Raw genomic sequence first — 14,653 nt, 5'->3', positions numbered from 1 at the left:
GCAAGTCCGGTCGGCGATCCTGTCACCGTTGCTCCTCCATGTCCGGTATGGGCAGCGGCCGTTTCTCCAGGGCGGCGGCCATCACCTCGGGGAACAGATCGGGTGTGCACGCGAACGCCGGTGCGCCCAGGGCCGCGAGAGCCGCGGCGTGCTCCCGGTCGTAGGAGGGCGCGCCCTCGTCGGAAAGTGCGAGCAAGGTCACGAACCGCACGCCGGAGGCTTGCATCGCGGCGACCCGTTTGAGCATCTCGTCCCGGATACCGCCCTCGTAGAGGTCGCTGATGAGCACGACGACGGTCTCGGTGGGGCGGGTGATCCGGGACTGGCAGTAGGCGAGCGCGCGGTTGATGTCCGTGCCGCCGCCGAGCTGGGTGCCGAACAGGACGTCGACGGGATCGTCGATCTGGTCCGTCAGATCCACGACCGCGGTGTCGAAGACGACGAGACGGGTGTCCAGGGCCCGCATGGAGGCGAGTACGGCGCCGAACACCGAGGCGTAGACGACCGAGGCGGCCATCGATCCGGACTGGTCGACGCAGAGCACCACTTCCTTCTTCACCGACCGGGCGGCCCGGCCGTAGCCGATCAGCCGCTCGGGGACGACCGTGCGGTATTCCGGGAGGTAGTTCTTGAGGTTGGCCCGGATCGTGCGGTTCCAGTCGATGTCGTGGTGCCGCGGCCGGCTGATCCGCGCCGAGCGGTCCAGCGCGCCCGTGAGGGTGGCGCGGGTGCGGGTCTCCAGGCGTTTTTCCAGTTGCTCGACGACCTTGCGGACGACGGCCCGCGCGGTCTCCTTGGTCGTCTCCGGCATGACCTTGTTGAGCGAGAGGAGGGTGCCGACCAGATGGACGTCCGCCTCCACGGCCTCCAGCATCTCCGGCTCCAGCAGCAGCGTGGACAGCCCGAGCCGGTCGATGGCGTCCCGCTGCATCACTTGGACCACGGAGGAGGGGAAGTAGGTGCGGATGTCGCCGAGCCAGCGGGCCACGCCGGGCGCCGAGGCGCCCAGTCCCCCCGAACGCCGCCCGTCACCGGCCCGCCGGTCCGCCCGGCCCCCGCCGCTCCCCTCGTTGTAGAGCGAGGCCAGGGCGCCGTCCATCGCGGCGTCCCGCCCCCGCAGCTCGCACCCCGTGCCGTCCGCCCCGTGCCCGCCGAGCACCAGCCGCCAGCGCCGCAGCCTCTCGGCCTGTGTGTCGGTCATGTCGCCACCCCCGTCAGTCCGTTGTGCTCCCTCGCGTCCTCTTCCTCGTCCCCGCCGACGCCGTCACCGACGCCGACGCCGAAGCCGTCCTGGCCGGTGCCCAGCAGCAGCCGCAGGGTGGGGAGCACGGCCGCGGCGCGGTCCCGGTCCAGGCCGGGGCCGAACCCTGGAGCCGCCGCCTCGGATCCCGCGGCCGTCTCGCCGGCGGCCCCGGGGCCGCGCCGCACCAGCTCGCCCAGGGTGCGGCGCACCCCTTCCTCGTACTCCGCGAACGTCCGGCGCAGCAGCGGCAGCACAGCCGTGAAGGCGTTGGCCGGTACCCGCGTCAGCCAGCCGTCCACGAGCGCGAGCAGCCGCTCGTCATGGACCAGCAGCATGCCGCCGCCGTCCCCGCCGCCGAGGAATCCCTCGATCCACGCGGCGGCTTCGGCGGGCGCGGTGCCCGGTGACAGGGCGAGCCCCATCAGCCGCGCCGCGCCGGCGTCGCCCAACTGGCCGTCGTCCAGCAGCAGCCGGGCCGCCCGGCCGCGTATCAGCCCCGGCACCGCGTCGCGTCCGGCCACGCCCCGCAGCACCACCGCCCAGCGCGCCCGCAGATCGGCCGGCGCGTCGGCCGGGAGCTGGCCGAGGAGGCCGACGGCCTGGTGGGTGGCGTCGAGATGGCCGCGCATCTCCGCGGCGCCGTCCGCGTCCAGTCCGGCGCAGGCCGGCGGCAGCCCGATGAAGACCCGCTCGGCCAGCCCCCGCGCCACCTCCAAAAGCGCCGCGCCGTCCGTCCCCCGCACATCGCCGTAGCGCACGGACCGTACGAGCGCGGGCAGCGCCTGGGCGAGATGGCCGACGTCGGAGTCCAGGGCGGCCCGGTCCGACAGGGCCCGCATGACCACCGGCAGGGCGTCCGGCAGGTCGGCGAGCAGGCAGCGTTCGGCGAGCGCCGTGATCTCGGCGAGCGAGGCCGCCTTCGCCGCCTCGGACGCGGCCTTGGCGGTGGCGGCGAACAGCACGGTCGTGCCCCAGATCCCGGCCTCCGCGACCCGCACGGCCAGCTCCGGCTCCCAGCGCAGCCGCCATGTCTCCCGGAACGTGCCCGTACTGCCACGGGAGTCGGCGGCGGGCTCGCCCCAGGGGATGCCGAGCAGCCGCAGCCGGTGCAGCAGCCTGCTGCGCGCGGCGTCGGTCTCCTTGCGCAGGTCCAGCTCCCGCTCCCGCTCCAGCGCCTCCGGTTTGAGTCGCAGGGTGCGCTGGCTGCGGGCGAGGTCCCGCTGGAGCGGCACGGCGGGGGCGTCCTCGGGCACCTCGCCCAGGACGTCCCCGACCACCAGACGGTCGTGGATCAGCGAGGTCGGTGCCTGGGAGCCGTCGCCCATGACGGCGCTGATCGCGTCCTGCGTCTCCGTCAGCCCGGCCAGCGGGCGCCCGCGGACCGTGGCGAGGCCCTCGGCGAGCCGCACCGCTTCGATGACATGCGCGGAGGAGACGGCGTAGTCCTCTTCGCGCAGCAGGCCGGCGACCTTGGTCATCCAGCGCTCGATGGGCCGGTCGGGGGCGCTGAAGAGATGGCCGTACCAGCCGGGTGAGGCGATACCGGCGCCGTAGCCGCTGCGCCGGGAGAGCCGCCGGTGCGTCCACGGCACCCAGGTCACCTCGGTCTTCGCCTTCGGCAGGCCCTTGAGCAGTCGCCGGTCGGCGGCGACGGTGCTGCGGCGGGCCAGCGCCGGGACGTGCCACGCCCCGCACACCACGGCGAGGTCGTCGCCGAACTCGCGGCGGGCGTCCCGCAGGCGCAGCCGCATATGGGCCTCGCGCACCGGATCGCGGTCGTGCCCGCCGTCGCCGTACCTCTCGCGCAGCGCCCCCATCGCCTCGGCCAGCGCGGCGAACGGGGCGAGCGCGTCCGCCCCGGAACCGGGAGCGCGGCGGTGCTCGACGACGTCCTCCCACCAGCGCTCGGGGTCGTCGTAGCCGGCGGTCTCGGCCAGCACCCCGATCGGATCGACCCGTACGTCCCCCGGGTCCCCGGGCCCCTCGTCATCCGCCGCGTCGGCCGTGGCCAGGGTGTGCGCCGCCGGCAGGTCGATGAAGCGGACCGGCACCTGGCGCTCGCACGCCCAGCGCAGCGCCACCCACTCGGGGGAGAACTCCGCCAGCGGCCAGAACGCGGCCCGGCCGGGGTCGTCCAGGACGTGCGCGAGCAGGGCCACCGGCGGCCGCATGTCCTCCCGTGCGGCCAGCGGGACCAGTGCGTCGGCTTCCGGTGGGCCCTCGATCAGGACCGCGCCGGGCAGGCACTGCTCCAGGGCGGCCCGGACGGCCCGCGCCGACCCGGGCCCGTGGTGCCGCACGCCGAGCAGCACCGGCCCAGTCGTCTCCGGCCCGGCCGTCCCCAGCCCGGCCGTCCCCCGCTCCGCCGCCCGGCTCCCGGCCGCCTCGCGCCCGCTCATGCGCTCACCTCCCGGCAGGCGCGGTAGAAGTCCTTCCAGCCGTCGCGCTCGCGCACGACCGCCTCCAGGTACTCCTGCCAGATGACCCGGTCGGCGGCCGGATCGCGGACGACCGCGCCCAGGATCCCCGCGGCGACATCCCCGGGGCGCAGCACACCGTCCCCGAAGTGGGCGGCCAGTGCCAGGCCGTTCGTCACCACGGAGATCGCCTCGGCCGTGGACAGCGTGCCGGAGGGCGACTTGAGCTTGGTGCGGCCGTCGGCCGTGACGCCGTCGCGCAGCTCCCGGAAGACCGTCACGACCCGCCGGATCTCGTCCATGCCCTCCGGCGCGGCCGGCAGGTCCAGCGAGCGGCCGATCTGGTCGACGCGGCGCGAGACGATGTCCACCTCTTCGTCCGGTGTCGCGGGCAGCGGCAGGACGACGGTGTTGAAGCGACGGCGCAGCGCGCTGGAGAGTTCGTTGACGCCGCGGTCGCGGTCGTTGGCCGTGGCGATCAGGTTGAAGCCGCGGACGGCCTGCACCTCCTGCCCCAATTCCGGTATGGGCAGGGTCTTTTCGGACAGGACGGTGATGAGCGTGTCCTGTACGTCGGCCGGGATGCGGGTCAGCTCCTCGACCCGCGCGGTCATGCCCCGCGCCATCGCGCGCATCACCGGGCTGGGCACGAGCGCCTCGCGGCTGGGGCCGTTCGCGAGCAACTGGGCGTAGTTCCAGCCGTAGCGGATGGCCTCTTCGGGGGTGCCGGCGGTGCCCTGGACGAGCAGCGTGGAGTCGCCGCTGACCGCGGCCGCCAAATGCTCCGACACCCACGTCTTGGCGGTGCCCGGCACACCGAGCAGCAGCAGCGCGCGGTCCGTCGCGAGGGTCGTCACGGCGACCTCGACGATCCGGCGCGGGCCGACGTATTTCGGCGTGATGACCGTGCCGTCCGCGAGCGTGCCGCCCAGCAGATACGTCGCGACCGCCCACGGCGAGAGGAGCCACCGCTCGGGCCGGGGCCGGTCGTCGGACGCGGCGAGGGCCTTGAGCTCCTGCGCGAAGGTGACCTCCGCGTGCGGTCGCAGCGCCTCGCCGGAAGCGGCCTCCCGCGCCGCGTCATCCCCCGTCGTGATGCCGTTGTCGGACATGGCTCCCCCTCGTCGCACGGTGTGCGGCCCGCACCCCGAAAATCCCGCCGGCCGCTTGCGTGAACAAGCCTGCACCACGCCACTGACAACGCCCCGAAAACCGTCTGTGACCTGGGAGTTCGGGTGCGCCGAAGGCGATTGTCAGTGGCGGGTCGTAGCGTCGTTGGCATGAATCCGCAGGGGGAACGCTGGACGACGGATCAGGTGCTCGCGCTGGCGCCCGACGCCGCATCACGCACGGCGGGCGGCAGGCTCGCGAGGCCCGGTCCGTGGTCGGAGACGGGCGCCGGCGACGGCGCGGTGTGGGGGCGGTGCGAGGGCAGCGGCAAGGAGCCGTATCAAGCCGTTGTCGACATCAACGGCCCGGCTTTCACCTGCAGTTGCCCGAGCCGTAAGTTCCCGTGCAAGCACGCGCTGGGGCTGCTGCTGCTCTGGGCGGGCGCGGACGGGGCGGTGGCGGCGGGCGAGCCGCCGCAGTGGGCGGGCGAGTGGCTGGCGGCGCGCCGGGAGCGGGCCGGGCGGGCCGCGGGTGCCGCGGCGGGCTCCGGCGCCGCCTCGCGCGCGCCCGCCGATCCGGAGGCCGCCCGGCAGCGGGCCGAGCGCCGGATGCGGCGGATCGGCGCGGGCGCGTCGGAGCTGGAGCGCCGTCTGGAGGACCTGCTGCACTCCGGGCTGGCCGCGACCGGCCCCGGTGGCTACGGCTCGTGGGACGAGACGGCGGCCCGCATGGTCGACGCGCAGGCGCCCGGCCTCGCCTCGCGCGTACGGGAGTTGGCCTCGGTCGCGGCTTCCGGTGCCAACTGGCCGGCACGCCTGCTGGAGGAGTGCGCGCTGCTCCATCTCCTCGACCGGGGCTTCCTCGGGATCGAACGCCTGCCGGCCCCGCTCGCGGCGACGGTGCGCGCCCGCGTGGGGCTGACGACGGAGGCCGCGGACCTGCTGGCCGGCCCGGAGGCGGCGACGGTCCGGGACCGCTGGCTGGTGCTCGCGCAGCACGACAGGGAGGACGGCAAGCTGACCACCCGCCGGATCTTCCTGCGCGGTGAGCGCACCGGCCGGATGGCGCTGCACCTCTCCTTCACCGGCGCGAACCGCCCACCGGCCACGGCGCTGCCGCCCGGTCTGCTCCTGGACGCGGACCTGGCCTACTACCCCGGCGCCCGCCCGCTGCGCGCCACCCTGGGTGAGCGCCATGCCCCGGCCGTCCCCGGCCCGGTGCCGCCGGGCTGCGGCATCGACGCCGCGCTGGCCGCGTACGGCGACGCGCTGCGCGACGATCCCTGGCTGGATTCCTGGCCGGTGGTGCTCGCCGACGTCACGCCCATACCGGGCCACGATGGCGAGGGCTGGCAACTGGCCGACGCGGACGGGGAGTCGGCGCTGCCGCTGGACCCGCGCTGCCTGGGCCGTCCGGCCGCCCTGTGGCAACTGGCGGCCATATCGGGGGGCGCGCCGATCACGGTCTTCGGCGAATGCGGCCACCGCGGCTTCCTGCCGCTGACCGCCTGGGATCCCGCTCCGGTGTCCTTGTGAGCCGCCCCCGGCCGTCCCGCCGCCCTCACCCGCGCCGCCCGACTCCTGGAGGAACGCCATGCACGCCCCGCTGAACGCCGCGCCGAACGCCCCCGCCACCGACACCACCCCCTCCACCCCCTCCACTCCCCTCACCTCGCCCCCTCCCGCCACCCCGCTCGCACCGGCCGCGGAAGCGTCATGGGCGGACCTGGTCAGCGCCGCGCTGCTCGGTACGGAGCGCCGGACGCCGCCGGTGGCCGTGCGGGCCGGGCAGAGTGGCGCCGCCGCTCTCCTTGACGGCGCCGCCGTCAGCACGGTGCGCCGCCGGGCCGCCCTGCGCCCCGCCCCGGCCGGCGAACGGCCCGCACCGGCCCCCGCCGACCCGCGTCCGCCGCTGCCGCCCGCCGCACGGCGCAGACTCGCGCTGCTGCTCGCCGACCGTGGCGGCAGCGGCGGCAGCCGGCGCGGCACCGCCCCCGACCTGACGGAGCTGCTGCCCCAGTGGCTGGCCGCCGCCGGTTCCTACGGCTATCGCGCCCCCGAGGCGCTGCTGCCCGCGCTGCTCGACGCCGCGCGCGCCCGTACGGACCTGCGGCCCGCCGCGCTCGCCCTGGCCGGGCCGCGTGCCCTGTGGCTGGCGCGGCTCAACGACGAATGGAAGTTCGCGCTGCGCGGCCTGGGCGGCGCGTCGGCCGTGGCCGGCGCCGAAGACCCCGAGAAAATCCGGGAGTTGTGGGAGGAGGGCCTGTTCGCGGAGCGGGTCGCGCTGCTGACCGCCGTACGCCGCCGTGACGCGGCGGCCGGCCTCGCCCTGCTCGCCACGACCTGGGCCACCGAGCGGGCGGAGGACCGCCTGATGTTCCTGGACTCGCTGCGCGAGGGCCTCTCCGCTGCCGACGAGCCGTTCCTGGAAGAGGCGCTGTCCGACCGCAGCCGCAACGTCCGCGCCACCGCCGCCGAGCTGCTGTCCGCGCTGCCCGACTCCGCCCTCGCGGCCCGGATGGCCGAGCGCGCCGGGCGGTGCGTCGGCCTGGCGGACGGACCGGTGATCGGCGTGGAGCCACCGCAGGCGTGTGATGCCGGGATGCAGCGGGACGGTGTGGCCGCCAAGCCGCCCACGGGCCGGGGCGAACGGTCGTGGTGGCTGGGCCAGTTGGTGGAGGCGGCGCCGTTGGACGGGTGGCGCGAACGGCTCGGGGGCCGCGAGCCGCAGGAGATCGTCGCCCTTCCGGTGGCCGACGGCCGGCGCACGGAGCTGCACGACGCCTGGTGCCGCGCGGCGGTGCGCCAGCGCGACGCCGCGTGGGCGCGGGCGCTGCTGGGCAATCCCGGCATCCCGGCGGGGGCGGACGACGAGGCTCCGGCCGGCTCGTCGCGCGACCTGGCGAAGCTGCTGACCGTCCTGCCCGATGAGGAACGGGCGCTGTGGGTGGCGGGCTTCATCGCCGCACACGGCCTGTCGGAGGCTTTCCGGATGCTGGGGGTCTGCGCGGTGCCCTGGTCCGAGCCGCTGGGCGGGGCGGTCATCGACGCGCTGGACATCGCCCGGGACGCCGGCAGCTATCCGTGGAGCTTCAGCGGGGTGATGGGCCTGGCCGAGCGCTGCCTGGACCCGGCCGCGGCGGATCGGCTGGACATGCTGACCGCCCTCACCGACGAGCCGGAGGGCGCCTCACCGGGCGCCGGCGGCTACTGGTCGGAAGCCTTCCAGCGCCTGGTCGGCACCCTGCGCCTGCGCGCCACCATGCACGCCGAACTCGCCGGCCGGCCCGACACCCCGGCCGCCGCACCCGCTCCCGCCCTCGGACAGGAGGCCACGCCATGACCGGCCCCGGGCCGCCGCCCCGGGCCGGGTCGTCCGCCTCAGACCGCCAGCGGGCGCACGTGCGCGTTGACCCACTCCACGATCGAGGCGGTCGTCGCGCCCGGCGTGAAGATCTCCGCCACACCCTGCTCCTTGAGCGGCGCGATGTCCGCCTCGGGGATGATCCCGCCGCCGAAGACCTTGATGTCCGCCGCGTCGCGCTCCTCCAGCAGGGCGATCACCTTCGCGAAGAGGGTGTTGTGGGCGCCGGAGAGGATGGACAGCCCGATCGCGTCGGCGTCCTCCTGGATAGCGGTGTCGACGATCTGCTCGGGGGTCTGGTGCAGCCCGGTGTAGATGACCTCCATACCGGCGTCGCGCAGGGCCCGCGCGATGACCTTGGCGCCCCGGTCGTGACCGTCCAGCCCCGGCTTGGCCACGACGACGCGGATCGGCCCCGACCTGCCCGCCGCGCCCTGGCTTCCCGCTTGCGCTCCGTCGTGCCGAGCCACATCCATCACTGCCTCCAAGCCATGCACGGCACTCCCAGGAGGGTGCCGCCGAGCCGACAATCGCCCGCGCCACCGCCGTCGGGCGGCCACGAGCGTGAACGAACGTTATCGCCAGCATCCCGTACTCCAGTCGTTTCGTGACATGCGGGGAGGGGGAAATCACACATGGGACACGTTCGCTACGCGCCGCGTCCCGCGTGCAGCGCCGCACGGTCGGGCGGCGGGCGTGCGGGCCGGGCGCGAGGGGAGTCGCAGCCGGGCCCGCGAGCCGCACGGCCCTCATCAGGCGAGGCACCGCCCTCGCCCTGCTGCTCATGACTTCCCACGAGGGCTCACGGGTGTCGAAGCCGCCTCCCGTGTGCCGTTCGGGAGGTCGGCCATGCAGGCCCTGCCCTTTCTCTCCACACCTCTTCCGCTCGCCCGCTTCCTCGGCGCGCCACTCCGGGGCACCCGCGCGCTCGGCACGCGCCTGACCTCGCTGCTCGCGCCCAGTACGGCCATCGAGCTGGCGATCCTCGCCGGCCATCTCGTCCTCTACCCCACCGGCATCTCGCAGGAACAGCCGCCACCGCATGCCACCGCCGGGCACCGCTCCGGTGACCGGGACCCGGAGCCCGGCTCTCCGGCCCTGCTGCCGACGGAGGGCCGCGCCCACCCCCCGGTCCTGCTGCTGCACGGCTTCATCGACAACCGCTCCGTCTTCCTCCTGCTGCGCCGCTCCCTGCACCGGTACGGCTGGCGCCATGTCGAGGCGCTCAACTACTCCCCGCTCACCTGCGACATCCGCAAGGCGGCCGACCTGTTGGGCAAGCATGTGGAGGAGATCTGCGCGCGCACCGGCCACGGCCGCGTCGACATCGTGGGCCACAGCCTCGGCGGCCTCATCGCCCGTTACTACGTCCAGCGCCTGGGCGGAGACGCCCGCGTACGCACGGTGATCACCCTCGGCACGCCGCATGCCGGGACGAGCGTGGCGCCCGTGATGTCGGCGCACCCGATCATCCGCCAGATGCGCCCGGAGTCCGATGTGATCGCGGAGTTGGCCCTTCCGGCGCCGCGCTGCCGGACGCGTTTCGTGGCGTTCTGGAGCGCGGAGGACCACGTCATGCAGCCGCCGGAGACGGCCCGGATCACGCACCCGGACCTCACCGCGGAGAACGTCCGGGTCAGCGGCGTGGGCCACCTCGCCCTGCCGGTCAACGGCACCGTCGCCGCCGGTATCCGCGAAGCCCTCACCTCGGCGGAGGTCGTGGAAGGAGCCGCGAACGTCATTTCGGTGGCCTGAACCGCGCGGTGGGCGGCCGCCGCGGGGCCGCGTCATCGACGTGCTGACGACAATTTCTCGAACATGTCTCGAACGGGGCGCCAAGAACTCGCATGGGCATTGGCGAAAGGCGGCCAAATGCCCGGTCTCGCCGAGCCCGAAACCTGTGGAAGATTGTCGCCGTCGCGTACCGCCGGGTACAGTCGCCGCTAATTCTCCTGCTGCCGAGGCGAAAGAGAAGTTGGTGAACGACCGTCACCCATCGGGGGCTCAGCTTCCGACCGGCCCCACTTCCGACGCCTCGTATGCGCATTATCCGGCCTACGACTCCTACGGGCAGCAGCATTCCCAGGACGCCTGCGCCGAGTACGGCGACGGCGACCCCCTCTTCGGTTCGCTTCCCGGCTCCTACGAGACCGGCCAGTACGACACCACCGCGTACGACGCCACCGGCGTCACCTCCTACGGCAGTGCCTCCTACGACCACGCGCCGTACGGCAACGGCACCCAGTACGACGCCGGCCAGTACGACACCGGCGCGTACGCGACGACCGGCGGCCATGGGGGCGGCGCCTACGACACCGGTGCCTACGAGGCCGTCGCCCACGACCAGGGCGGCTACGCCACCGACGGTTACGCCGCCCCGGGCGCGGAGCAGGGCGCGGGCTTCGCCCCGTACGCCCACACCGGCTACGAGGCGCCGACGCCCGCCTACGACCTCGCCGGCCACGAGCCGGGCCACGACGCCGGCAACGGCTACGACGGCGGCTACGGCAGCGCTACGTACGACACGACGGGCGGGTACGACACCGGGAGTTACGCCACCGGGACGTACGACACGGGCGGTTACGCCACCGGCACCTACGACACCGCCGGCTTCACGGCCGTCGCCGAGGACACCGCCGGCTTCGAGGCGACCGCCGTGTGGTCCACCGCCGACGCGAACCTGATCTCCGGCATCCCGGCCCAGGCGGGACCGCCGCCGACCGACATGAGCCAGTGGGAGACCACGACGTGGGACGCCGGCTCCGCTTACGACAGCGCGCCGTACGAGTCCCCGTACGAGCCCGCCGCCGAGGCCCCGGACGCCCCGGAAGCCTCGGAGGACCCCTCCGCCACTCCGGCCCCCGATGACGACGCCGCGACGGTCGCCGACGCGATGACGCAGGCCATGCCGGTCACCCCGTCGGCCACCGTCCCCGCCGCGCGGCGCGTCGCGGGCCCGGCGGCCGGAAAGCCGGTCCGGGGCCGCGGCCGTCGCCGTACGGCGAAGCGGTCGGCGCTGCTGACCGTCGCCGTCCCCTCGGTCGCCGCGATGGGCGTGTGCGCGGTGGCCGCCGCCTCCGTCACCGGCTTCGCCTCCGAGGACAAGGACGACGCGACCGCGCAGGCCGCCCCGGACGCGGGGGCGGTCAAACCGGCCGTGGCCAACAGCAAGCTCGACACCCAGCTCGCCGGTCTGACCAGGGGCGCCGACGACTTCGCCGACCGCGCCAGCCGTACCCAGGAGCGGATCGACCTCAAGGAGCGGCAGGCGCTGGAGCGCAAGCGCAAGGCGGAGGAGGCGGCCCGCAAGGAGGCCGCCCGCCCCAAGTTCGTGCTGCCGGTGTCGCAGCCCGGGCTGAGCGCCCTCTACGGCCAGGCCGGCGTCAACTGGATGTCCGTGCACACCGGGATCGACTTCCCCGTCAGCTACGGCACGCCCGTCATGGCCGCCACCGACGGCACCGTACGCACCCAGTGGAACTCCGCCTACGGCAACATGGCGATCGTGACGGCGGCCGACGGCACCGAGACGTGGTACTGCCACCTGAGCAGCACCAAGATCCGTTCGGGCTCGGTCAAGGCCGGTGACCAGATCGCCTACTCGGGCAACTCGGGCAACTCCACCGGCCCGCATCTGCACTTCGAGGTGCGTCCCGGCAGCGGCTCGGCGATAGACCCGCTGCCGTGGCTGCGCAGCCACGGACTCGACCCGAACTGACCGGCCCGGCCGGCCGCCGCTGAGGCCGGCCCGCCAACCACCGGCCGCCGACAACGGGCCCGTCGACAACGGGCCCCGGCCGGCCGCCCGGCTAGAGCTTCTCCACCGGCGCGTACCGCAGCAGCAGCCGCTTGGGCTTCTCGCCGCCGAAGTCGATGGTCGCCTCGGCGTTGTCGCCGCTGCCCTTGACGCCCACCACCGTGCCCAGCCCGAAGCTGTCGTGGGTGACGCGGTCGCCGATGGCCAGCGAGACCACCTGGCGGTTCGAGGCCCGGCGGGTCGCGAAGCCGCTCGGCCCCTTGGCCCGGGCGGCGGACAGCGTGGAGGCGATGCCGCCGCCGAAGCCGCCCCCGCCGCCCGACGACAGCCCGCCCATCGAGGCGGACGGTGTCGCGGGCCCGGTCCGCTTCCACTGGACGTAGTCGTCCGGGATCTCCTCCAGGAACCGGGAGGCCGGGTTGTAGGAGGGCTGGCCCCACGCGCTGCGCATCGTCGAGCGGGTGAGGTAGAGCCGCTCGCGGGCGCGGGTGATGCCGACGTAGGCCAGCCGGCGCTCCTCCTCCAGCTCCTTGGTCTGGCCCAGCGCGCGCATGTGCGGGAAGACGCCGTCCTCCATGCCCGTCAGGAAGACCACCGGGAATTCCAGGCCCTTGGCGGTGTGCAGGGTCATGAGGGTGATGACGCCGCTGCCGTCCTCGTCCTCGTCGGGGATCTGGTCGGAGTCGGCGACCAGCGCGACCTGCTCCAGGAAGTCGGAGAGGGTGGCTCCCGGGCCGGCTGGCCCGGCCGACTCCGCGTCCACGCCGCGGTCCTGCTCGAACTCCAGGGCCACCGCGGCGAGTTCCTGGAGGTTCTCGATCCGGGTCTCGTCCTGCGGGTCGGTGGAGGACTGCAGCTCGGCGAGGTAGCCGGTGCGCTCCAGCACCGCCTCCAGGACCGTCGCCGGTCCCGCGCCGGACTCCACGATCGTGCGCAGCTCCTCCATCAGGACGTTGAACCGCTTGACGGCGTTCGCGGAGCGGGCGGCCATGCCGTACGCCTCGTCGACGCGGCGCAGCGCCTGGGCGAAGGTGATCTTCTCCCGGAGCGAGAGGGCGTCGATCATCGCCTCGGCGCGGTCGCCGATGCCGCGCTTGGGGACGTTGAGGATGCGGCGGAGCGGGACGGTGTCCTCGGGGTTGGCGAGCACCCGCAGATACGCGAGGACGTCGCGGACCTCCTTGCGCTCGTAGAACCGCACGCCGCCGACGACCTTGTAGGGCAGCCCGACCCGGATGAAGATCTCTTCGAAGACACGGGACTGGGCGTTGGTGCGGTAGAAGACGGCGACGTCGCCGGCCCGGGCGTCGCCGGCGTCGGTGAGCCGGTCGATCTCGTCCGCGACGAACTGCGCCTCGTCGTGCTCGGTGTCGGCGACATAGCCGGTGATCCTCGGTCCGGCGCCGGCGTCCGTCCAGAGGTTCTTGGGGCGGCGGTTCTCGTTGCGCTCGATGACGGCGTTGGCCGCGGACAGGATGGTCTGGCTGGAGCGGTAGTTCTGCTCCAGGAGGATCGTCGTCGCGTCCGGGTAGTCCTCCTCGAACTGGAGGATGTTGCGGATCGTGGCGCCGCGGAAGGCGTAGATCGACTGGTCGGCGTCACCGACCACGCACAGCTCGGCGGCGGACTCGGCCGGGCCGACCAGCTCGCGCACGAGGGTGTACTGCGCGTGGTTGGTGTCCTGGTACTCGTCGACGAGGACGTGCCGGAAGCGGCGGCGGTAGTGGTCGGCGACATCCGGGAACGCCTGGAGCAGGTGGACCGTCGTCATGATGATGTCGTCGAAGTCCAGGGCGTTGGCCTCGCGCAGCCGCGCCTGGTACATGGTGTACGCCTCGGCCAGCGTCTTCTCCAGACCCTCGGCGGCCGTCCCGGCGAAGGTCTCCTCGTCGATGAGCTCGTTCTTGAGGTTGGAGATCTTCGCGCTGAAGGACTTGGGCGGGAACCGCTTGGGGTCGAGGTCGAGGTCCCGGCAGACGAGGGCCATCAGCCGCTTGGAGTCGGCGGCGTCGTAGATCGAGAAGGAGGACGTGAAGCCCAGCCTCTTGGACTCGCGGCGCAGGATACGGACGCAGGCGCTGTGGAAGGTGGAGACCCACATGGCGTTGGCGCGCGGGCCGACGAGCTCCTCGACACGCTCCTTCATCTCGCCCGCGGCCTTGTTGGTGAAGGTGATCGCGAGGATCTGGCCGGGGTGGACGTCGCGCGCGCCGAGCAGATGCGCGATGCGGTGGGTCAGCACCCGGGTCTTGCCGGAGCCGGCGCCGGCGACGATCAGCAGCGGGCCGCCGGTGTGCGTCACGGCGGCCTTCTGCTCGTCGTTGAGCCCCTCCAGCAGCGCGGCCGGATCGACGACGGGGCGGGCGGCGCCGTCGCGGTAGTACGCCTCCCTGGGCACGGGCGCGTCGAACTTCCCGCCGAAGAGGTCGGCGGGGATCTCCTCCGGGGCCGGGCCGTGCTCGTCCTCGGGGGGCGGCGGGTGCTCCTCGCTCTTGGGGCCGAGGTCCGCCAGGAAGCTGTCGTCAAAGAGGCTGCTCATCGCCCACCGAGTCTAGGCGGCCGCACTGACAGCCGGTCCCGCAGTCGGCGAATTCGGGCCGGGGCCGCTCCCGGCCCCGTAACCGAACCCGACATCTGGCGCAAGAAACCCCGGATCGCGGTCAGGTCACGAAAAGGTTTCGGGCATATCGAACATCAGCCTTCACACGAGCCACACGAGTTGGCTACCGTGCTCGCTCGGGCAGCCCGCCTCCCCGCCGACGA

General features: G+C 73.9%; 9 protein-coding genes. 4 read left to right on the top strand and 5 right to left on the bottom strand.

Going from position 1 to position 14,653, the window contains the following annotated elements; genetic code table 11:
* Positions 1-22: 22 nt before the first annotated feature.
* From ACZ45Z_RS17590 to ACZ45Z_RS17580, 3 genes are read right to left on the bottom strand one after another with little or no spacing between them, the layout of a single operon-like run.
* Complete coding sequence (locus tag ACZ45Z_RS17590) at positions 23-1,201, bottom strand: VWA domain-containing protein (RefSeq protein ID WP_468362848.1); 1,179 nt, start codon at positions 1,199-1,201, stop codon at positions 23-25.
* Entirely contained in the window at positions 1,198-3,642 is a 2,445-nt protein-coding gene (locus ACZ45Z_RS17585; RefSeq protein WP_468362846.1) for a DUF5682 family protein, read from the bottom strand. Before ACZ45Z_RS17585 ends, ACZ45Z_RS17590 begins: the two co-directional genes overlap by 4 nt.
* Positions 3,639-4,772 carry an ATP-binding protein gene (locus ACZ45Z_RS17580; protein WP_468362844.1) on the bottom strand — a complete coding sequence of 378 codons (1,134 nt, stop codon included), beginning with the start codon at positions 4,770-4,772 and terminating at the stop codon, positions 3,639-3,641. Before ACZ45Z_RS17580 ends, ACZ45Z_RS17585 begins: the two co-directional genes overlap by 4 nt.
* 168 nt (positions 4,773-4,940) lie before the next feature.
* Between ACZ45Z_RS17580 and ACZ45Z_RS17575 the strand changes: the two genes are divergently transcribed.
* Positions 4,941-6,305 (top strand): SWIM zinc finger family protein, encoded by a 1,365-nt coding sequence (locus tag ACZ45Z_RS17575; protein ID WP_468362842.1) that lies wholly within the window; start codon positions 4,941-4,943, stop codon positions 6,303-6,305.
* 58 nt (positions 6,306-6,363) lie between these two features.
* Positions 6,364-8,112 (top strand): DUF5691 domain-containing protein, encoded by a 1,749-nt coding sequence (locus tag ACZ45Z_RS17570; protein WP_468362840.1) that lies wholly within the window; start codon positions 6,364-6,366, stop codon positions 8,110-8,112.
* Positions 8,113-8,150: 38 nt separating this feature from the next.
* Here the strand turns inward: ACZ45Z_RS17570 and ACZ45Z_RS17565 are convergent, their stop codons facing one another.
* On the bottom strand, positions 8,151-8,609 hold the full coding sequence (locus tag ACZ45Z_RS17565; protein WP_468362838.1) for a cobalamin B12-binding domain-containing protein: 459 nt from the start codon (positions 8,607-8,609) through the stop codon (positions 8,151-8,153).
* 373 nt (positions 8,610-8,982) lie between these two features.
* On the opposite strand from ACZ45Z_RS17565, the gene ACZ45Z_RS17560 reads away from it, so the two are divergent.
* The gene (locus tag ACZ45Z_RS17560) at positions 8,983-9,888 is read left to right on the top strand and encodes an alpha/beta fold hydrolase (RefSeq protein ID WP_468362836.1); all 906 of its coding nucleotides are present in this window, start codon (positions 8,983-8,985) and stop codon (positions 9,886-9,888) included.
* 223 nt (positions 9,889-10,111) lie between these two features.
* On the top strand, positions 10,112-11,851 hold the full coding sequence (locus ACZ45Z_RS17555; RefSeq protein ID WP_468362834.1) for a M23 family metallopeptidase: 1,740 nt from the start codon (positions 10,112-10,114) through the stop codon (positions 11,849-11,851).
* A gap of 91 nt (positions 11,852-11,942) precedes the next feature.
* On the opposite strand, the gene pcrA is transcribed toward ACZ45Z_RS17555, so the two are convergent.
* Positions 11,943-14,429, bottom strand: coding sequence for a DNA helicase PcrA (gene pcrA / locus ACZ45Z_RS17550; RefSeq protein ID WP_468362832.1), 2,487 nt, complete (start codon positions 14,427-14,429; stop codon positions 11,943-11,945).
* Positions 14,430-14,653: the final 224 nt, after the last annotated feature.

Source organism: Streptomyces sp. NPDC031210, from assembly GCF_055570395.1.
This window is presented reverse-complemented; position numbering and strand designations above follow the sequence as displayed.

Excerpts from the sequence above, each read along its gene's own strand:
- ACZ45Z_RS17580 (WP_468362844.1), bottom strand. The coding sequence starts at position 4,772 with ATGTCCGACAACGGCATCACGACGGGGGATGACGCGGCGCGGGAGGCC.
- ACZ45Z_RS17570 (WP_468362840.1), top strand. The coding sequence starts at position 6,364 with ATGCACGCCCCGCTGAACGCCGCGCCGAACGCCCCCGCCACCGACACC.
- pcrA (WP_468362832.1), bottom strand. The coding sequence starts at position 14,429 with ATGAGCAGCCTCTTTGACGACAGCTTCCTGGCGGACCTCGGCCCCAAG.
- ACZ45Z_RS17565 (WP_468362838.1), bottom strand. The coding sequence starts at position 8,609 with ATGGATGTGGCTCGGCACGACGGAGCGCAAGCGGGAAGCCAGGGCGCG.
- ACZ45Z_RS17560 (WP_468362836.1), top strand. The coding sequence starts at position 8,983 with ATGCAGGCCCTGCCCTTTCTCTCCACACCTCTTCCGCTCGCCCGCTTC.
- ACZ45Z_RS17585 (WP_468362846.1), bottom strand. The coding sequence starts at position 3,642 with ATGAGCGGGCGCGAGGCGGCCGGGAGCCGGGCGGCGGAGCGGGGGACG.
- ACZ45Z_RS17590 (WP_468362848.1), bottom strand. The coding sequence starts at position 1,201 with ATGACCGACACACAGGCCGAGAGGCTGCGGCGCTGGCGGCTGGTGCTC.
- ACZ45Z_RS17575 (WP_468362842.1), top strand. The coding sequence starts at position 4,941 with ATGAATCCGCAGGGGGAACGCTGGACGACGGATCAGGTGCTCGCGCTG.